Here is an 18,435-nt window from a genome sequence, read left to right as displayed (position 1 = left end):
ACGAAAATTTAACGAAGGCCATAGCCCTAAATTCTAAAAATAACGTATTTAGAGGAGGTAAAGTGCGATTTGAAGAGCCTTGGGGGAAAAGGAGTGGTGGCTATGGGTGGACTCGAACCACCGACCTCAGCATTATGAGTGCCGCGCTCTAACCGGCTGAGCTACATAGCCACAAGAGGCGCCATTTTCGCGTTAACGTTACTTGTTGTCAAGAGGTTTTAAAGGGTTTGCAGAGCAAAATCATACCTTGAGCTATAGATAACCACTTCGGTATTTATTTAGTCCCGGTGCAGGTATAACGAAAAAATCTGACATCCCCACAAGTAACTGTCATGCCCGCAAATATCTGTCATGCCCGCGCAGGCGGGCAACCATCTATCAGAATAACCCTATTCCAGGATTAAGCCAATCTCGGTTGTTTTGAGGTTTTAAAGGGTTTACCGAGCAAAATCATGCCTTGAGCTATAGATAACCACTTCGGTATTTATTTAGTTCCGGCGCTGGCATAGCGAAAAAATCTGTCATGCCCACAAGTAACTGTCATGCCCGCGCAGGCGGGCAACCATCTATCAGAATAACCCTATTCCAAAATCAAGCCAATCTGGGTTGTTTTGATCAATAAAGTTTATTTTCCACTGACGATTCCATTTTTTGATGCGTTTTTCTCTGGTTATTGCCTGATAAGCATCATTGTGAATTTCGTAATAAACAAGGTGATGAACATTGTATTTTTTTGTGAATCCTTCAGCCAGGCCTTCCTTATGCTGCCAAATTCGTTGCACAAGATTGCTGGTTATGCCTGTATAGAGGGTGCCATATTTTTTACTGGTAATATGTAAACATAATATTGTTTTTCTTCCATTTTCCATCCTGGTTGGTGCTAAAACACGTATCTGCTGCCATGTATTTTATCCGTACGTTAATCCATGGCTATCAGCAAAAATATTATAAATGTTAAGATGCAAGCAGGCTATGGCATAGAAAATCGAATTTTCATAGTGCTTATATATCGCTTTTTTGTATGCTGGCTGAGCGTTTGATCCAAAAAAATCCAAGTCATAAAACCTCCTTGTATTTATCAAGATTGTATGACTCTGTTCTATAGTCACCGGTTATCACGACTTATTTCACCGTTATTTGCAAAATGGTTGCCCGCCTGCGCGGGCATGACAGATACTTGCGGGCATGACAGATTTTTTCGCTATGCCAGCGTCGGGACTAAATAATTTAATACCGAAGTGGTTATCTATAGCTCAAGGCATGATTTTGCCTTGTAAAACCTCAAAACAACCGAGATTGGCTTGACCCTGGAATAGGGTTATTCTGATAGATGGTTGCCCGCCTGCGCGGGTATGAAAGTTATTTGTGGGTATGACAGTTATTTATAGAGAGGGATTTATAACGCATGCCGGGCTAAGCATCGTTAGCCCGGCAAACATTAAGGCTAGATGATTAACACATACAGTGCTCCCGGGCCACGCAGGACCTGTACGAGCATTTGTGATTTACTGTCACGCGCTGCAGATTGAAGCGTGTTTACGTTTGGCGTAGGCTTTTTATTCGCAGAAACGATGATATCGCCAGGACGCAGGCCTGCGCGCCATCCCGCACTGTTTTCGTTAGCCGCTACTACCTGCGCACCACTGACGTGGCCGTGCAAGGGAGAATCCTGCTCAAAATTACGAAGCCCAAGCCCGTAAAGGAAGGGGTTCTCATTCTGCAGCGCCTGCTCCTGCTTGCGAGCATCAGTGACAACCGCTGTGAGCGTCATCGGGTTGCCGTCACGGCGAATCTGAATTTTCGCATCTGTTCCGACACGCAACAGGCTGATAGTGGTTTTCACCTGAGTGGCCTGAGTGATTTTGGTATCGTTGATTTGAACAATCACGTCCCCTGGTTTCAGTCCGGCCTTTTCAGCAGGAGAATTTGGGTTAACCTGTGCCACCAGAGCACCCTGAAAGTCTTCAGAGTAGCCCATTGCCTGTGCCAGTTCAGGCGTAAGGTGTTGCACGAAAATGCCCATCAGCCCTCGATGTATGGAACCGAATTTCAAAATTTGCTGCACCACATCGCGCGCCATGTTAATGGGAATGGCAAAAGCAATACCGACGTTGCCGCCATAGGGTGAAATAATGGCAGTATTAATACCAATCAGTTCGCCGCGTGCATTCACGAGCGCGCCGCCAGAGTTGCCGGGGTTAATGGCCGCATCGGTCTGGATGAAGTTTTCAACGCCTTCAATATTAAGGTCGCTGCGCTTCAGCGCGCTGATGATGCCAAAGGTTGCCGACTGGCTGTTGCCATAGCTGTTGAGGCCAAACGGGTTACCGATGGCGACCACAAAATCACCCACTTCGGCCTTGTCAGAATCTCCAACCGGCAGGCTTTTAAGATTTTTTGCCTCGACTTTCAACACCGCGAGGTCGGTTTCACTGTCGCTGCCCAGCACGCGCGCCTTGAGACGACGGCCATCCTGCAGGGTGACTGTGATGAGGGTGGCGTTGCGAACCACGTGATCGTTCGTGATGATAACGCCGTTTTTAGGGTCGATAATCACGCCTGAGCCAATTGTTTGAAACTTACGCGGCTTCTCGGGCACCATGCGTTGATTAGGGTTCGCGGGCGCTTCATCTTCCTCAGCGGCAGATGGAATTCCGGGCATGACCCCCTGCACCGCGATGTTAACAATCGCCGGCATGACCTGCTTCAGTACCGGGGCAAGGGTGGGTATTTGATTGGCGTCCTCGGCAGCCATGCCGGTCATGGACAGAAAGGACAGAAAAATAATGCTCAGAGCTTTAGACACGCGATTCATCATGTGGATAATCCTGGTTGAAACCCTATCAGGGTTGCTATTCTACCTGTTTGTGCGCTGCGGCGATAGGAAAAGAGAGAATTTTTGCACTCATATGTGCACATATTGCTCTGGAAGACCCCCTGAAGCCTAAGGTTTTTCAGAATGCCCTCAGCAATGGCGGCGAGGTCGGCATAACAGTGACCCGCGCGTTCGGCTGGAGTAAACGCAGACGCTGAAAAGGGGTAGCGTGTCTCAAACGTTTCACGCACGTTCTGCCCGGTCTCATAGCAGCGCCCGCAGATTCCGGGCCCAATCCAGGCCAGTATGTCAGACGTACGCGCCTTCATCATGGCAACCGTATTTTCAAGCACGCCACCGGCAAGCCCGCGCCAGCCGGCATGTGCCGCACCCAGTACGCTTCCGTCAATGGTGCAAAAAACCACCGGCAGGCAGTCAGCGGTCAGAATGGCAAGTGTTTTTTGGGAATCACGGGTGATGGCCGCATCACCATCACGCGACGCATCATGGTCTACATCAATGCATCGCACGGAGTGGGTCTGATTCAGCCAGACAGGTTCCTCGGAGAGTGACAGCTTTTTTTGCAGCAGGAGCCGGTTTGCCTGAACATGCTCGGGATGGTCGCTGACGTGCAGACCGAGGTTCAGGCTGTCAAAAGGGGCTTCGCTCACGCCGCCATCACGGGTGGTTGTCAGTGCGCGTATGTTCGCAGGCGCTGGCCATTCAGCAAAAATCAGGTTCATCAGTGCTTCCAAGCAATTCCAGAAGAGAAGCAAAATCTTGTGGCAGAGGTGCTTCACATGTCAAGATATCTCCCCGGGTCGGGTGCGTAAATGCAAGTGTTGCGGCATGAAGTGCCTGACGCGGAAATTCAGTCAGCGCCTGACGCAGGCTCGCGTCATCAAGCTTTGCGATGCGCCGGCTGCCATAGAGCGAGTCGCCGATAAGCGGGTGGTGCAGATGACTCATGTGAACCCGAATCTGGTGGGTGCGACCGGTTTTCAGGTGGACATCAAGGAGGCTGCAGCCGGGAAAATGCGCGCGCAGCCGATAGTGGGTGATGGCCACTTTTCCGCCCTGAAGGACGGCCATTTTCAAACGCTGACGTGGATGGCGGCCATAGCCGGTTTCGAGCATGCCACCGCCGGTAACATGACCATGCACCAGTGCCAGATAGCGCCGTTCCACCACGCGCGCTTCAAGCTGACGCACAAGGCTTGTCTGCGCTTCCAGTGTTTTCGCCACCACCATGAGTCCGGTGGTGTCCTTGTCAAGACGGTGAACAATACCGCCTCGTGGCAGTTCAGAAAGCGCTGGCGCGTAATGCAGCAGGGCATTTAGCAGGGTATCTCTGGGATTCCCGGCACCAGGATGCACGACAAGCCCCGCCGGTTTATTAATGACGAGCACCTCGTCGTCTTCATACACGATATCCAGCGCAATGTCCTGCGCTTCAGGAAGCGTATCTGCCATGATGCTGACCGGTCTTTGAAAGCTGACGCACTCGCCGCCATGCAGTTTAAAACGCGGCTTGCACACGTTTCCGTCTACAAGGATATGCCCCTCCTGCAGCCACTGCACGAGGCGCGCACGCGAGAACTCAGGAAACATCGCGGCAAGGGTAACATCAAGCCGCGCGTTACAGGCCTCAAGCGGTACTGTGCGTGTGATAAGCTCAGTCTCAGGCATGGCTCAGTTCAGCAGAAACGAGGCGTGCGCGCAACGAATTTGGCAGCGATTCAGTGATATGTACCGTTGCAAAATGCCCAATCAGGTGCGCTGGGGCATCAAAATTGACAACCCGGTTACATTCGGTACGCCCCGACATCTGGTGCGGTGATTTTTTCGAGGCACCGGTTACCAGAATGCGCTGCTCAGTACCTTCCAGCGCCTTGCTGTATTGTGCTGCCTGACTGGCAAGCAGGGCCTGCAGGCGTGCCAGGCGTTCTTTTTTGACCTCCATCGGGGTGTCATCGGCGAGATTGGCCGCCGGCGTTCCCGGACGTGCGCTGAAAATAAAACTGAAAGAGGTGTCGTAACCAATTTCGGCAACCAGCGCCAGAGTGTCTTCAAAGTCTTTGTCGGTTTCGCCAGGAAAGCCGACAATAATATCCGTAGAGAGGCGAATATCCGGGCGCACCTTGCGCAGTTTTCTGATTTTTGATTTGTATTCGAGCACCGTATATCCACGTTTCATGAGTGCGAGAATGCGGTCCGAGCCACTTTGCACCGGCAGGTGCAGATGATTGGCAAGCTCTGGCACCTCTGCATGCGCTGCAATCAGGTTGTCAGAAAACGCGAGCGGGTGTGAAGTGGTGTAGCGGATACGGCCAATGCCGTCAATTGCCGCAAGATAGCGTATAAGCAGGGCAAGATCGGCAATGTCGCCGTTTTCCATGAGTCCACGGTAGTCGTTAACGTTTTGCCCAAGCAGATGAATCTCACGCACGCCCTGCAGCGACAGTGCGTAACATTCAGCCAGCACATCATCAAAGGGACGGCTGATTTCCTCGCCGCGGGTATACGGTACTACGCAATAACTGCAATATTTGCTGCAGCCTTCCATGATGGAAACATACGCCGAAGGCCCCTCGGCGCGCGGTTCTGGCAGGCGGTCAAATTTTTCAATTTCAGGGAAAGAGATATCCACGACCGGTTTTTTGCTTTTAAGGCGCTCATCCAGCATTTCCGGCAGACGGTGCAGCGTCTGGGGACCAAAAACAAGGTCGACCCACGGCGCGCGTTTTAAAATACCGTCACCCTCCTGGCTTGCGACACAACCGCCAACGCCAATAATCGTATCGGGATGCAGGGCTTTGAATTCGCGCCATTGCCCAAGCTGTGAAAACACCTTTTCTTCAGCTTTTTCACGAATGGAGCAGGTGTTCAGTAAAATGACCTGTGCATCTTCCAGAACATCGGTTTTTTCATAGCCGTGGGACGCGAGAAGGACATCCGCCATTTTGGAGGAGTCGTATTCGTTCATCTGGCATCCGCTGGTTTTGATGTAAAGCTTTTTACTCATGGTTGTACCTTGAAAAACTGGAGGCTCGCCCGGTGCGCGCATTGTAGCAGAAGTCTGGTTTTATGGCATCTGTCTGGTTTCTCTGATACACAAATAGTCAATAGAATGAGGACATGCCCTAAGAATGCTCCACCTGGTGGCAGTGGGTTTCGTGAATGCGTGGGAGAATCAGGAGAGAAACCATCATGCCAAGCGGCAGCAGCGAAAGTGCCATGTGGTAGGCAGAAAGTGGATAGACCCGGACCCCGTCCAACATTTCGCCGGTCCAGAGGGCATCAAGCACAAAACCGGTGAGGGGTTGCACGAGAGCGATGCCGAGCATGTTCATCATGTTCATGAAACTGAGTCCGGTTGCGACATAGCGGCGGTCGCACAGTTCTTTGGCAAGCGCAAACGATGGCAGAAAGCCCGCGGAAAAAATGCCGAAAAAGAGCAGGAGGCACTGTATCAGAAACAGCGATTCAATGGGTGCGTAAATAAACAGCAGGCAGCAGATGAGCGCGCCGATGTTGCCAATCCAGAGAGGGGGTTTTCGCCGCCCGATGTGGTTCGAAAAAGCCCCCCAAAGTGGTGCGGCAATGGCCCATCCCACAAAAACGAGCGAAACAGCACCCGCCGCTGCGGTTTTGGGAATGTGCATGCGAAACATTAAAAACTGCACGCCCCAAAGCCCGCAAAAGACTGGTGTAACGAGGTACATCAGTCCTCCGTAAATGGCCACAAGCCAGAGCTGGGTGTTACTGAGGAGTTTTAAAAGGCTTGCAGCCAGAGGCGGGTCGCCAGCCGCGCGTTGAACTACCTTGCGCGCGCTCGGCGCATCCTTGGCAATAAGCCATATGAGCAGTGCCAGCCCAAGTCCGGCACTTCCCATCCACACCATGCTCCTGCGCCAGCCAACCGCGTCAATCAGGAGTGCGAGCGGGGTTTCACCACCGATGGCACCCAGCATGCCAATCGTCACCATCATTCCTGTAAGAAGTGCAAAGCGGCTTGCCGGAAACCAGTTGGCGGCAAGCTTCATGGCGCCCACAGCGGCGAAAGCCGAGCCAAAGCCCACCATAAAGCGCGCGAGACAGGCCATTAAGTAACTTTCTGTCAGCCCAAACGCAATGGTACTGACGGCGCATACAAAGGTTGCAAGGGTTAAGAGGCGGTGAGGGCCGTAATAGTCCATGAGGACGCCACCCGGCAGCTGCATGGCGGCATAGGAATAAAAGTAAACGGCAGAAAGCATGCCAAGCGCCTGACCCGTAACGGAAAAGTCGCGCATGAGCTCATTGCTCATCACGCCGGGCGAAACCTGTAGTAAAAATTCGTAGAAATAAAAGAGGCAACCAAGCCCCCAGACTATCCAGGGGAGAAACCTTTGATGCGAAGAAACAGTATCCGGGGAATGCAATGATTTTTTGACCATCGTTCAGGTGGCTCCCCTGCGTTTCCGCGGTGTGGATGGGAAAACATGCGGCGGATATCCGCCGCATGGATGCAATTTACTCGTCAGTAAGACGGAAATAGCGGGTGCCGAAGTAGCGTTGCAGCTTTTTGCGAATGGTACCACGGCTGATACCCAGCATTCTTGCAGCCTGCAGCTGATTGCCACGGCGTTTTTCCATGACAGCCTGCAAAAGCGGGGGCTCTACTTCAGAAAGAATCATGTCATATAAATCGACAATGTTTTTTCCTTTGTTTTCAGCCAGAAATCGGGTTACCAGGGAATACACCAGCTCTTGCAGGCCCTGCTCCTGCTTGACAGCGTGCAGCATGTTCGGTGTTTCAACGGCATTCATCGTAACTTCCTTATTTTGGTTAAATCACAAGCTCCAAATGCTCATCCGTTTTGCACGGACAGCAAAAAATATTGTACATCAAGCCTTATCGATAATCCAGCGTCTCAACGCAGGGACATAATGACGTACATTGTACCGATACAAAGAATGAGGGGGCAATCAGCGGATGTGTAAAATAACGCCGGATGAGACCCGGCGTTGAGAGCGGGTATTCGTTTAGAGCGAGCGTCAGATACTACTTCTGATAATGAATACCTGCCGATGGTTGGTCTTCGCTGCTACCGAGCGCTTCATTCGTAAGAGGCTCATGGATTCGCGGTTTTGCCGAATGAAGTGTTGATTTGAGCAAATCTAATAATTTAACATGGATAGTGATGGGTGTTTTCCCTTTTTCAAGCACAATCATATCGTACATATCAACCGTAGGCTCTTTTTTTTCAGCTTTTTCAGCGAGATATTCGCGTATCCTTAAATACGTCTCCTCAACCAGCGTGTCGTTTTCATCATCTTTTTGCATCGAAATCACCTTAATTTTATATCATAAACTCGATATGAAAAAACATTTCACATCAAGGGTTATTTTACATCAAGCGTTATTGATAAACTAGTATCACCTCGCAGGGGCATGATGAGGATGTAATCAGCGGGTATATCAAAAAAAACGCCGGGCGAGACCCGGCGTTCAGGGAAATGGTTTTATTACTTAAAGGCCGATTCTATATCAGAGTCATCATTGGTCGACCATTCGTAATCATTGGAGCTGTCAGAATTCGAGTTATGTGAAACAGATTCTTTTAAGGAACTGTCAGCGTCTGACCTGATTGGCGAGTGAGCTGCACCGAACATCGTTCCACCAGGGGAGTAGTGGAAGTTATCGCCCGGTATCGACCGAAGTTTGGCAGGTGACTCATCATTAGTAATAGTATCATCACGTCTCAAGTCAGACTCACTCTCATAATCAACATCCACATCAGTAATAGACTCCTGAGCTGTACCAAAAGGCTTACGGTACCAGAAATTCTCTACAAAAATGTTTTCGAGGTACCCGAGGATGGGGCCGGCTGTGCTGGTGAGAATGCCGGTGATAAACCCAATTCCTACCATTTCCGGCATTACGGCCATGATGGCGGTGACGCCTGGGATGTTGCAAAGCACTGAGAAATGGCTTGCAAGGGCTAATCCGGCTTTTCCTAAAGCGTTGAAAATGGGGCCGAGAGTGGTGAAGATGGGTTTTAAAAGCCCGGCAGCTCCTGCAGGAGCATGGGTTGCAACCCACGGCAGCACCTGAAGCGACAGGAACTTGACGGTCAGCGGTGCAAGCACTGCGTAAAGCGCCATGATGTTTGTGATGGTGAGCAGTGAGAGTACGACTCCCCCGATAAACCCATAACTTTTGCTACCGGTGTGCCATGATTCGCGGACCGCCTGCACCGGTGATGTGGCGCAGCGTCCATAAAACCAGACTATGTAACTTGCGCCCAGCAAAGGCAGGGCCGCTGCTGTCAAGAATCCGTAGCCCAGCATGCTGGCGTAATTTTCTTCATCGTACTGGTCGTTCGTTTTTTTCCAAAGCGGTGAAAATACCTTTGTTTGCACCAGCATCAGCAGAATGGCGGGAAGTACCTCTGTAAAGAGTGTTACTACACGAGTCAAGAAGCGAAACGGCGTGGCGGCAAGGTTTAGCAGGGTAAAAAAAGGCACGATGAAGATTTTGGCAGACAGTTCCGCGCTCCTGCTGTAACCCGTAAATCGGCGCAGCAGGTTCCAGCCGGATTGTGTGAAGGTGGTAACTGTATCATTACCATTCAAAGTTTCCAGAGTATTTTCTTCAGCGCGGTTTGGCAGTCCGAGCACGGAGGTGTAGATGGTAAGCGGGTCGCGTATAAAGGCCTCTGCTCGCTCTTTATCCGCAGTGATTACCTGCACCCCCTCTTTAATGTATTCTTTGGAAAGGTGCTCGAGGCTATATGTTTCATTGTTCAAACGATGGGTAATTGGGTCGTGACCATCAGCGGGAAAGGTATATATCAGGATTTCTTTCAGATTTTCTAAAAATGACTTTTTACGGCTCATTGGGAACATCAGCGAACGCTCCGAACAGATTGATAAAATTGTGGCCATCATATCTTTTTAAGGGATGACCGTCAAGATTTGGTTCAATCAATTTGGTACATATTTAGGACATATTTAGGACGTATTTGTCAATCGACGGTGAGACTTGATGTCCCACCCTTGTCGTCCCCGCGAAGGCACAAGGGTTGTGTCACGCCAAAAGCCCGTGCACCCCCCGGCCTGTCGTCCCGCGAAGGCAGGGGGACCCATTCCTGATTTGGCACCGTGCCGGTGTCGGGATGGATTCCGCCTGCGCAGGAATGACAAGGGTTGTATCACGCCAAAAGCCCGTGCACCCCCCGGCCTGTCCTCCCCGCGCAGGCGGGGACCCATTCCTGATTTGACACTGTGCCGGTGTCGGGATGGATTCCTCAGCGCCTGCGCGGAAATGACAAGGGTTGTGTCACGCCAAAAGCCTGCGCACCCCCCAGCCTGTCCTCCCCGCGAAGGCGGGGACCCATTCCTGATTTGGCACCGTGCCGGTGTCGGGATGGATTCCCGCCGGCATGTGAATGACAAGGGTTGTGTCACGCTTCAAGCAGTTCTAACACCAGCTCCGGTAAACCTTTGTCGGCCTTATCGGTTGTGAGGCGCTCGCGCATCCTGGTAAGTCGCTGCACCATACGCGCGCGCGCACTTTGGTCTTTAAGCAATGTACCGAGGACCTCAGCGAGCGCGGGTGCATTACAGTCGTATTGCAGCAGTTCCGGCACTATCATGCCGCCTTCAAGCAGATTGCAGAGCCCCAGGTATTTTACACGCATGACTTTGGCGGCGACCATGCTCGTTAACAGAGACACCTTATAGATGATGCACATCGGCTTTTGTAAAAGCGCGCATTCAAGGGACGCGGTGCCGGAAGCCACGGCAATGGCGTCACTGCATCCCGCCACTGCCAGTGCTTCGCCGTTTATAAAGTGAACCGGCAGTGTGGCATCCGTAAAGAACGCTTCCACAAACGAACGCTCCAGCGTTCGCGCTATCGGAATAACGGCTTCCAAATCTGGAAAGCGCTTTCGCAGTCGCAAAAAGGCATCGCGCATGACCGGGAGGTGGCGCTCCACCTCCTGAATGCGGCTTCCCGGAAGGAGTGCCAGAAGAGGAGCGTTTAGCGGCAGGCCCAGGGATTGCCGCGTTGCCTCCGGGGTGTCACAGGGTGTGACTTTCTCAAGGAGCGGATGACCCACATAGGTGACTGGCACGCCGGCGCTTTCATAAAGCGTTTTTTCAAAGGGCAGAATAACGGCCATGTGATCGACACACGCCTGAATGGTTTTGAGCCGCCCGGCCTTCCAGGCCCATATCTGCGGGCTGATGTAGTAAAGGATGCGAAGCCCAAGTGTGTGTTTGGCAAAGCGCGCCAGTCGCAGGTTAAAGCCCGGGTAGTCAACGAGAATCAGCAAATCGGGCGGGTTTTCGCGAAGCCATTTTTGTACGCTTCTAAACGCCTTGTGAATGGTGCGGGCGTGGCGCAGCACTTCGGTCAAACCCGTAACCCCGTGGCGCGCTAAATCACTGAGCAGCGTGACACCCGCTTCCTGCATGTGTTTGCCGCCAATGCCGGTAAAGGTGAATTCGCCTTTACCCGAAAGTGCGCGCACCAGCGCTGCAGCGTGGGCATCGCCCGATTCTTCACCGGCTATCAGTACGATGTGCTTCACGTGCACGCGCCTCATGGGCTTCCAGATTTTTGCGAATCATCTGGGATATGGTTTCCGCTGTCGCGAGTGCATCGCGTCCATCCTCGCCGGTAACGAGCGGTGTTGTGTCATCAAGAATGCAGCGGGTAAAGGCGCGTATTTCCTCAAGCAGCGAATCGCCTTTTTCAAACACGGACTCGTGGCGGATAATTTCCGGGATGCCGGGAAACATCTCGCCCTCGCCCTTATGAAACACCGCAAACTGCTTGTTTTGAAAATCGATGGAAAGATAAGAATCCGGCTGAAAAATACGTGTCTTACGCACTGTTTTGAAACTGATACGGCTCGCCGTAACGTTGGCGACCGCACCATTGGCAAAAGTCAGGCGGGCACTGGCGATATCGGGGTCGTTTGTCAGCACGGGCGCGCCCTGAGCGTCTATGTGAGCCACCGGGCTTTTGACCATGGAAAGAATCATATCGATGTCGTGAATCATGACATCAAGAATGACATTGACATCCGTACCCCGTGGGGTGAAGGGAGCAATGCGCTGCGATTCAATAAAAAGTGGGTTTTTAAGGTAGGGCTCGACCGCAAGGCGTGCCGCGTTAAAGCGCTCAAGATGGCCCACCTGCAGTTTGAGGCCACGTGCTCTGGCAAGCGCAATCAGTGTATCGGCTTCTTGAACGGTCGTAGTCATCGGCTTTTCGATGAGTACATGGATACCGGCTTCAAGGCAGGCTTTGGCAATGCTGAAATGCGCCCTGGTAGTCGCGGCAATGCTCACAGCGTCTACTTTTCCGAAGAGCGCTTGAATATCAGTAAAGGCACTGACCCCAAGTTCTTCAGCAACGCGTCCAACGGCCGCGGCATCGGTATCACAGACAGCGACAAGGTGCGCGTTTTCGAGTAACTGGTATTTCTGGGCATGAAAGCGACCAAGATAGCCGGTGCCGATGACCCCGCAGCGTAAGTGTTTTTCTGACATGTGTTCAAAATCGGTGCGAAAACAAACGCAAAGAATCGCATTTTTGCCAGAATAAATCAAATCCGATACCATCCGCCGGCTGGATTTGGCACAATGCCGTCTCACAAAAGGGTTAAACAATGAATATGGAAGCGGGTGTTGATGAAGCCGGGCGCGGTCCACTGGCAGGGCCAGTTGTTGCGGCTGCGGTGATTTTGCGTGAACCCATTGAAGGAGTTACTGATTCAAAAGCGCTGAGCGATAAAAAACGGCAGATACTTTTTACGCGTATTCAGACTGAGGCCATTGCTTTCGCCATTGGACGCGCTGAAGTTGAAGAAATCGATGCGCTGAACATTCACCACGCGACACTGCTCGCCATGCAGCGCGCAGTCCTCGGACTACCGGTTGCACCTCAGAGTGTTATAGTCGATGGCCTTTATGTGCCGAAGCTTGCTATCCCGGCGCGTGCGCTTGTGGGGGGAGACAGGCTGCATCCGGCGATTGCCGCGGCCTCCATACTTGCAAAAGTGGTGCGGGATGAGGAAATGCTCGCCATGGACGCGCTTTATCCGGGTTACGGTTTTGCAAAGCACAAGGGGTATCCCGTTGCCATGCACCGCGAGGCCTTACGCACACTCGGCCCGTGTCCCATCCATCGGCGCAGTTACGGGCCTGTTAAAATTTTCTGTCAAAAAGAATCCGATGCTGTCCTATCGACATGATGATGCCAAAGCCCGCGAGAAAGGTCACCATCGCCGTGCCGCCATAACTTACCAGCGGCAGCGGGATGCCGACCACTGGTAAAATCCCCATCACCATGCCGATGTTGACAAAGGCTGAGAGAAAAAAGCTCATGGAAAGGCTGGCGGCGAGCAGTCGGGTGAAGGTGGTCTGCGCGTTCGCGGCAATGTAGAGACCGCGCAGGGCAACCAGTACGATTAAAAAAAGCAGCAGCAGACTGCCGACAAAACCAAACTCTTCCCCGCTTACGGCAAAAATAAAATCGGTGGCGTGTTCGGGCAGAAAATTCAGGTGCGACTGACTGCCTTCAAGCCAGCCCTTGCCAAACGTTCCCCCGGAGCCGATGGCAATTTTTGACTGGATGATATGGTATCCAGCCCCCAGCGGATCCTGCTCGGGGTCGAGCAGCATTAGAATACGCTGCTTCTGATAATCGTGCATCACATGCCACAACAGAGGCGCACCAAGGCAGATGAGGCTTGCGGTGACTACCAGCAGCCGTATGGATATCCCTGCCATGAACACCACACACAAACCTGAGGAAGCTACCATGATGGCCGTCCCCAAATCGGGTTGTCTTGCGATAAGCAGAGCAGGCAAAAATAGTATAATACCGGCAATGAGCAGTGATTTTGTGCACATGGGGCCCGGGTGGCGGTCGAAATACCAGCTCACCATCATCGGCACGGCAAGCTTCATGATTTCAGAGGGTTGAAATCGAAAAACGCCTAAATCCAGCCAGCGTTGCGCTCCCTTGCCGATTTTTCCCATAAGCATCACCGCGATGAGCAGGGCAAAGCCAGTGGCAAAAATCCAGGGTGTCCAGATTTTGTATTTATGCGGGGGAATCATGGCAAAACCCGCCATTATCATAAAGGCAAACAGCAGACGAAATCCCTGGCGCATCAGCATTCCGTGGTTTTCATTGGAGGCGCTGTAGAGAATCAGTAATCCCACGGAAACAAGCCCAAGCAGCAGCATGAGCAGCGGGTAATCAAGCTGCAGCGCACGCGTGCTGAAGCGATAAACCGGGCGGTTGAAGCGGTCTTTCATGAGGCGGCTCCATCAGGGTGCAGGGTGTACCAGGTGTCCATGATTTTTCGTGCTACCTGAGAGGCGAGCGTATCATTCTCTACCATCACGGCGATGGCCACCTGAGGATTTTCTACCGGAGAAAATCCAATAAAAAGGGAATGATCGCGCAGGTACTCAGGAATCACCTGATTGCGGCGTTTCTCATACTGCTTGCCGCCAAACACCTGGGCAGTACCCGTTTTACCGGCCATGCTAAAGGGCGGATTGCGGCCAAAACGGTAACCTGTGCCTTCATTACTGGTGAGAACGCTCTGCATGCCCTCGTGCACGATGTCCCAGTTGGCGTCATTGCGCAGGCGAACGGGATATTCTTCAAGAATTTTGGTGTGATGGACGGCTCCGGTGTCGCTCTGCACGGAATGGGCAAGCAGATGCGGTCGATAACGGTGGCCTTTCTGGCTCATGGTCGCAACGGCATTGGCAATCTGTAGCGGGGAAGCGAGCATAAAGCCCTGGCCAATTGCTGAAATCAGGGTGTCACCGGGATACCACGGAAGGCCACGTGTCTGGCGTTTCCAGAACGTATTGGGCACAATGCCAGGTGCCTCTTCATTCAAATCAATATGCGTCAACTGCCCAAAGCCAAAGCGGGTCAGCATTTCTTCAATGGCGTTAATGCCCATTCGATTGCCGAGGTGGTAGAAGTAAGTATCGCATGAAACGGCAATGGCGCGTTTTAAGTGAATCATGCCATGACCGCCGCGCTTCCAGTCGCGGTATTGATGAGAGACATTGGGCAGTCGAAACCAGCCCGGGTCGTAGATGGTGGTGTTGGTGGTCACAAACCCCCGGTCAAGACCTGCGAGTGCGACATAGGGCTTGATGGTGGAAGCCGGAGGATACAGGCCGCGCACGGCCCGGTTGTAGAGCGGGCGTTCGCGCTCATTGGTCAGCTGCTGATAATCGGCATGTGTAATGCCGTTTACAAAAAGATTGGGGTCGAACGAGGGCGTACTGACCATGGCGAGCACTTCGCCGTTGTTTGGGTTTATGACGACAACCGCTCCCCGGCTCTCACCCATGGCATCGAAGGCGGCCTGTTGCAGGCGCGCGTCAATGGTGAGGTAGAGCTTTTCGCCGGAGAGAGGACTTTGGCGCTCGAGCACCCTGACCGTACGTCCGCTGACATCCGTTTCCACCTGCTGATAACCCACCTGGCCGTGCAGCAAATCTTCGTAGTACTTCTCCACCCCGGATTTGCCGATGAAGTTCGTGGCCTGGTAATTTTTACTGTCAACCGTGCGCAGTTCAGCGGCATTGATGCGGGCGACATATCCAAGGAGGTGGGCAGTCACGTTTTTCAGCGGATAATAGCGCATGAGGCGCGCTTTAATGCTCACACCTGGAAAACGGTACTGGCTGATGGCAAAGGTTGCTACTTCTTCCTGAGTTAGCTTCAGTTTGAAGGGGATGGACATGAAGGCGCGGTTTTGGCGCCGCAGTCGGTTAAACGTTGCGATGTCTTCATCCGTGACTGAAGGCAGCAGTGCCTTGAGCCGCTCCAGGGTGTCCTGTAGATTTTTAACGCGCTCGGGGATGATTTCCAGCACATACACCGGAACATTTTCCGCCAGCACCACGCCGTTTCTATCAAAGATGAGTCCTCTGGGTGGTGCGATAGGAATAACGCTTATCTGGTTTTTGCGTGAGAGCGTTTCATAGCGACGGTAGTCGGCAATCTGCAGCCAGAACATGCGTCCAATCAAGACCAGGGTGAGTAAAAACACCAGTACAATCAGAACGGTCAGGCGAATTTTGTGCGTTTCCGATTCGGTTCGTACGGGTTTTTGATAAAGGCTTGAGCGCATTGACTGGTGGCCGGTTTTTTGAAAACGCTACATGGTAGCGCAATCATGGTGGCTTGTCATTTGTGGTAAGGATGATTATTCAGCAGGGAAAACGCACGGTAGAGTGCTTCGGTTAAAACCACACGCACCAGAGGGTGCGGCAGCGTCAGTGCCGAGAGCGACCAGCGAGACTGTGCGCGTGCAAGCACTTCGGGCGCAAGGCCTTCCGGGCCGCCTATGAGAAAGCACAGATGCCCGGCATGCGCCGTAATTTTTTCGAGGTGTTGTGCGAGCGCGCTGCTGCTGAAAGCACTGCCTTCAACATCAAGCGCCACAACGTGCGCGTCTGCGGGAATTGCTGCAAGCAGCTGGGAGGCTTCTTTTTCAAGAATGCGGGCAAGTCCATGGGATTTGGAGCGCTTTTGCAGGGGGATTTCAACAACCTGTACGCGCGCCCATTCACCAAGACGCTTTGTATACTCACGCGAGCATTCAATGACCCATGCGGGCATTTTGTCGCCGAGTGCCAAAATCGTGATTTTAAGCATCGGGCGAAGATGCTCCAGCCTCCTGCCAAAGACCTTCGATGTTATAGAAACTGCGGAATTCAGGTTGCAAAACGTGCAATACCAGGTCGCCAAAATCTACAAGCACCCATTCGCCGTTTTCAAGGCCACTGCAACGCAAAGCCGGAAAGCCGGATTTTTTCATGCCTTCCATGGCTTCCTCGGCTACCGCACGTACGTGCCGCGAGGAGCGCCCGCTGCAAACTATCATGAAGTCAGTAATGCTGGTCTGTTTATGAACATCGAGCACGATGACATCAGCAGCCTGAATGTCGTCAAGGGCTTTAAGCAGGCAGGAAAGGGCAGGTGATTTTGACATGAGTACCAACACAGCGTGAAAAGGCGAGATGATAGCAGGTAAACCCTGCTATTCGCAATGTGTCCCGCGCAAAAGACGCTGAATAATGCGGTTAATCCAGATGGAAATCCCACTTGCCCCAAGCAGAATCAGGAAGAGGACAAAGAAAGAATGTGCATAATGTTCTTTCAAGGCGAGAATGCCTGTTTCACCCTCGGGAATGGCTGAAAGCAGAGCGAGCTTGCCCGCGAGAAACCCGCCAAGTCCGAGAGACACGAAAAAAATGCCCATCATGGTGCTGACGCGCTTTCGGCTTGCGAGAAAGGTAATGGCGGACAGGCCTACGGGAGAGAGCAGCATTTCTGCAACTGATATCAAGAGATAAGAAGGTATTAAAAGCAGCGGCGAGAGCATGAGTACGCTTGCCTCAACGTGACAGGCGAGTGCTATAAGGCCGTAGGCGAGCGTGATGCAGAGCATCGCATATACAAATTTATTGGCAGCAACGATACCGCGTTCAATGAGGGTCGGTGCGTTAATGCGCCGTGCCAGAAAAATACCGGCGGCAATCATGCCAAGACTTTGTACCGCCACATAGTAAGGAGGGGGGAACTGCATTCCAAAGAGCGTAGGCTTCACAATCCGTGCGATACAGAGCGTGAGAGAGAGAAACATCTGGAAGTAAAACGCCCAGAACATGACAGAAATTACACACAAAAGCCCGATAACGAAAGTCTGGCGCGCCTGAGCGCCGTTTTCCCTGCGGATGGTCACTGCCATATACACCAGCGAAATCAGTACAATCGCGGCAAAGGCGCTGTCTGCGAGTGAGGGATGGTTTAAAATGGCAAAGGCAAAGCCCCAAAGAAGAATCAGCAGAAGGAGTGTCTTGACTGTGTTTTGGAGTGTCAGCGTACGGGGGTGATAATCACTGATGCGGTAGCGCCGAATACCATAGTCAAACACTGTAATCGCAACCAGCATGCCGAATGCTGCACTCAAAAAAGACACCGGCCAGCCAAACATCGCATTTAACTGGCTTGGAAGCGTCGTCCCAAGAACGATACCTGCAGTAATGCCCATGTAAAATATGGTAAAGCCCGATTCTCGTTTTGGGGAATCTTCGCTGTATGCGTTCCCAAGAAGGGACGAAATATTGGGCTTGAAAAGTCCGGTACCTACGGCAACGCCGGCAAGGGCTGCAACCAGAAGCTCGCGTGAAGTGGCAGAGGCCAGCAGGACATACGACAGCAGGAGAATACATGCCCCAAAAAATATGGACATTTTTTGTCCGATAAGATTATCGGCAATCCAGCCGCCCAGTACCGGTGAAAGGTAGGTCAGTGCAGTAAAAGAGCCAACCAGCGCATAGACTGCCGCATCGTTCCAGCGAAAATGCAGCGCCAGGTAGAGCGCAAGCAGGGATTGCACCACGTAAAACCCGTAGCGCTCCCACATTTCAGTGGCAAAGAAAATCTTTAGTGAAGATGGATGCGCAAGGTCACGGTTGCTCACGATACATATTGCCTTTCATGGTTCTTATTTGACTTGAAATCATATCATACGTTCATGTAATCAACGAAGCTTTCTTCGAAGCAT

At 52.2% G+C, this 18,435-nt stretch carries 17 protein-coding genes and 1 tRNA gene; 1 reads left to right on the top strand and 17 read right to left on the bottom strand.

Annotation, left to right across the window (positions count from 1 at the left end; translation table 11 throughout):
* Nucleotides 1-94: 94 nt before the first annotated feature.
* The 12 genes from E4T54_RS01865 to E4T54_RS01810 all read right to left on the bottom strand — a co-directional run bounded on the left by E4T54_RS01865 (nt 95) and on the right by E4T54_RS01810 (nt 12,367).
* Nucleotides 95-171 (bottom strand) — tRNA-Met (locus E4T54_RS01865).
* 398 nt (nt 172-569) lie between these two features.
* The gene (locus E4T54_RS01860; RefSeq protein ID WP_115152820.1) at nt 570-869 is read right to left on the bottom strand and encodes a GIY-YIG nuclease family protein; all 300 of its coding nucleotides are present in this window, start codon (nt 867-869) and stop codon (nt 570-572) included.
* A gap of 575 nt (nt 870-1,444) precedes the next feature.
* Nucleotides 1,445-2,818, bottom strand: coding sequence for a Do family serine endopeptidase (locus E4T54_RS01855; protein WP_028386374.1), 1,374 nt, complete (start codon nt 2,816-2,818; stop codon nt 1,445-1,447).
* The gene (gene pgeF / locus E4T54_RS01850; protein ID WP_028386373.1) at nt 2,815-3,558 is read right to left on the bottom strand and encodes a peptidoglycan editing factor PgeF; all 744 of its coding nucleotides are present in this window, start codon (nt 3,556-3,558) and stop codon (nt 2,815-2,817) included. Before pgeF ends, E4T54_RS01855 begins: the two co-directional genes overlap by 4 nt.
* Nucleotides 3,539-4,504 carry a 23S rRNA pseudouridine(1911/1915/1917) synthase RluD gene (gene rluD, locus E4T54_RS01845; protein WP_028386372.1) on the bottom strand — a complete coding sequence of 322 codons (966 nt, stop codon included), beginning with the start codon at nt 4,502-4,504 and terminating at the stop codon, nt 3,539-3,541. Before rluD ends, pgeF begins: the two co-directional genes overlap by 20 nt.
* Complete coding sequence (gene miaB / locus E4T54_RS01840) at nt 4,497-5,840, bottom strand: tRNA (N6-isopentenyl adenosine(37)-C2)-methylthiotransferase MiaB (protein WP_028386371.1); 1,344 nt, start codon at nt 5,838-5,840, stop codon at nt 4,497-4,499. The genes rluD and miaB overlap by 8 nt, the downstream gene beginning before the upstream one ends.
* Before the next feature lie 118 nt (nt 5,841-5,958).
* Nucleotides 5,959-7,254, bottom strand: coding sequence for an MFS transporter (locus tag E4T54_RS01835; RefSeq protein ID WP_028386370.1), 1,296 nt, complete (start codon nt 7,252-7,254; stop codon nt 5,959-5,961).
* A gap of 76 nt (nt 7,255-7,330) precedes the next feature.
* Nucleotides 7,331-7,627, bottom strand: coding sequence for a helix-turn-helix domain-containing protein (locus tag E4T54_RS01830; protein ID WP_028386369.1), 297 nt, complete (start codon nt 7,625-7,627; stop codon nt 7,331-7,333).
* 235 nt (nt 7,628-7,862) lie between these two features.
* Nucleotides 7,863-8,144, bottom strand: coding sequence for a hypothetical protein (locus tag E4T54_RS01825; protein ID WP_028386368.1), 282 nt, complete (start codon nt 8,142-8,144; stop codon nt 7,863-7,865).
* A gap of 182 nt (nt 8,145-8,326) precedes the next feature.
* Nucleotides 8,327-9,700, bottom strand: a complete 1,374-nt coding sequence (locus tag E4T54_RS01820) for a hypothetical protein (RefSeq protein ID WP_028386367.1) — start codon at nt 9,698-9,700, stop codon at nt 8,327-8,329.
* A 566-nt stretch (nt 9,701-10,266) separates the two neighbouring features.
* On the bottom strand, nt 10,267-11,415 hold the full coding sequence (gene lpxB / locus E4T54_RS01815; RefSeq protein ID WP_028386366.1) for a lipid-A-disaccharide synthase: 1,149 nt from the start codon (nt 11,413-11,415) through the stop codon (nt 10,267-10,269).
* Nucleotides 11,372-12,367, bottom strand: coding sequence for a Gfo/Idh/MocA family protein (locus tag E4T54_RS01810; protein ID WP_051550895.1), 996 nt, complete (start codon nt 12,365-12,367; stop codon nt 11,372-11,374). Before E4T54_RS01810 ends, lpxB begins: the two co-directional genes overlap by 44 nt.
* A gap of 119 nt (nt 12,368-12,486) precedes the next feature.
* Between E4T54_RS01810 and rnhB the strand changes: the two genes are divergently transcribed.
* Nucleotides 12,487-13,071 (top strand): ribonuclease HII, encoded by a 585-nt coding sequence (rnhB, locus tag E4T54_RS01805; protein WP_028386365.1) that lies wholly within the window; start codon nt 12,487-12,489, stop codon nt 13,069-13,071.
* Here rnhB and rodA read toward each other — a convergent pair.
* The 5 genes from rodA to E4T54_RS01780 are packed head-to-tail and all read right to left on the bottom strand — an operon-like array spanning nt 13,025 to nt 18,351.
* Nucleotides 13,025-14,143, bottom strand: a complete 1,119-nt coding sequence (gene rodA, locus E4T54_RS01800; protein WP_028386364.1) for a rod shape-determining protein RodA — start codon at nt 14,141-14,143, stop codon at nt 13,025-13,027. The two genes, rnhB and rodA, sit on opposite strands and share 47 nt — an antisense overlap.
* Entirely contained in the window at nt 14,140-15,993 is a 1,854-nt protein-coding gene (gene mrdA, locus E4T54_RS01795) for a penicillin-binding protein 2 (RefSeq protein ID WP_028386363.1), read from the bottom strand. Before mrdA ends, rodA begins: the two co-directional genes overlap by 4 nt.
* Before the next feature lie 56 nt (nt 15,994-16,049).
* Nucleotides 16,050-16,520, bottom strand: a complete 471-nt coding sequence (rlmH, locus tag E4T54_RS01790; protein WP_028386362.1) for a 23S rRNA (pseudouridine(1915)-N(3))-methyltransferase RlmH — start codon at nt 16,518-16,520, stop codon at nt 16,050-16,052.
* Nucleotides 16,513-16,857 (bottom strand): ribosome silencing factor, encoded by a 345-nt coding sequence (rsfS, locus tag E4T54_RS01785; protein ID WP_028386361.1) that lies wholly within the window; start codon nt 16,855-16,857, stop codon nt 16,513-16,515. Before rsfS ends, rlmH begins: the two co-directional genes overlap by 8 nt.
* A 48-nt stretch (nt 16,858-16,905) precedes the next feature.
* Nucleotides 16,906-18,351, bottom strand: a complete 1,446-nt coding sequence (locus E4T54_RS01780) for a peptide MFS transporter (protein ID WP_035902159.1) — start codon at nt 18,349-18,351, stop codon at nt 16,906-16,908.
* Nucleotides 18,352-18,435: the final 84 nt, after the last annotated feature.

This window comes from Legionella geestiana, from assembly GCF_004571195.1.
In the GTDB taxonomy this organism is placed as follows: Bacteria; Pseudomonadota; Gammaproteobacteria; order Legionellales; family Legionellaceae; genus Legionella_B; species Legionella_B geestiana.
Note: the sequence above shows the minus strand (reverse complement) of the source record. Positions and strands in the feature narration are given on the sequence as shown.

Bases quoted from the DNA above. Each gene is read 5' to 3' on its own strand.
- E4T54_RS01860 (WP_115152820.1), bottom strand. From the start codon at position 869: ATGGAAAATGGAAGAAAAACAATATTATGTTTACATATTACCAGTAAA.
- rodA (WP_028386364.1), bottom strand. From the start codon at position 14,143: ATGAAAGACCGCTTCAACCGCCCGGTTTATCGCTTCAGCACGCGTGCG.
- rnhB (WP_028386365.1), top strand. From the start codon at position 12,487: ATGAATATGGAAGCGGGTGTTGATGAAGCCGGGCGCGGTCCACTGGCA.
- E4T54_RS01830 (WP_028386369.1), bottom strand. From the start codon at position 7,627: ATGAATGCCGTTGAAACACCGAACATGCTGCACGCTGTCAAGCAGGAG.
- miaB (WP_028386371.1), bottom strand. From the start codon at position 5,840: ATGAGTAAAAAGCTTTACATCAAAACCAGCGGATGCCAGATGAACGAA.
- pgeF (WP_028386373.1), bottom strand. From the start codon at position 3,558: ATGAACCTGATTTTTGCTGAATGGCCAGCGCCTGCGAACATACGCGCA.
- E4T54_RS01835 (WP_028386370.1), bottom strand. From the start codon at position 7,254: ATGGTCAAAAAATCATTGCATTCCCCGGATACTGTTTCTTCGCATCAA.
- E4T54_RS01855 (WP_028386374.1), bottom strand. From the start codon at position 2,818: ATGATGAATCGCGTGTCTAAAGCTCTGAGCATTATTTTTCTGTCCTTT.
- E4T54_RS01810 (WP_051550895.1), bottom strand. From the start codon at position 12,367: ATGTCAGAAAAACACTTACGCTGCGGGGTCATCGGCACCGGCTATCTT.
- mrdA (WP_028386363.1), bottom strand. From the start codon at position 15,993: ATGCGCTCAAGCCTTTATCAAAAACCCGTACGAACCGAATCGGAAACG.
- rluD (WP_028386372.1), bottom strand. From the start codon at position 4,504: ATGCCTGAGACTGAGCTTATCACACGCACAGTACCGCTTGAGGCCTGT.
- rlmH (WP_028386362.1), bottom strand. From the start codon at position 16,520: ATGCTTAAAATCACGATTTTGGCACTCGGCGACAAAATGCCCGCATGG.
- rsfS (WP_028386361.1), bottom strand. From the start codon at position 16,857: ATGTCAAAATCACCTGCCCTTTCCTGCCTGCTTAAAGCCCTTGACGAC.
- E4T54_RS01825 (WP_028386368.1), bottom strand. From the start codon at position 8,144: ATGCAAAAAGATGATGAAAACGACACGCTGGTTGAGGAGACGTATTTA.
- lpxB (WP_028386366.1), bottom strand. From the start codon at position 11,415: ATGAGGCGCGTGCACGTGAAGCACATCGTACTGATAGCCGGTGAAGAA.
- E4T54_RS01820 (WP_028386367.1), bottom strand. From the start codon at position 9,700: ATGAGCCGTAAAAAGTCATTTTTAGAAAATCTGAAAGAAATCCTGATA.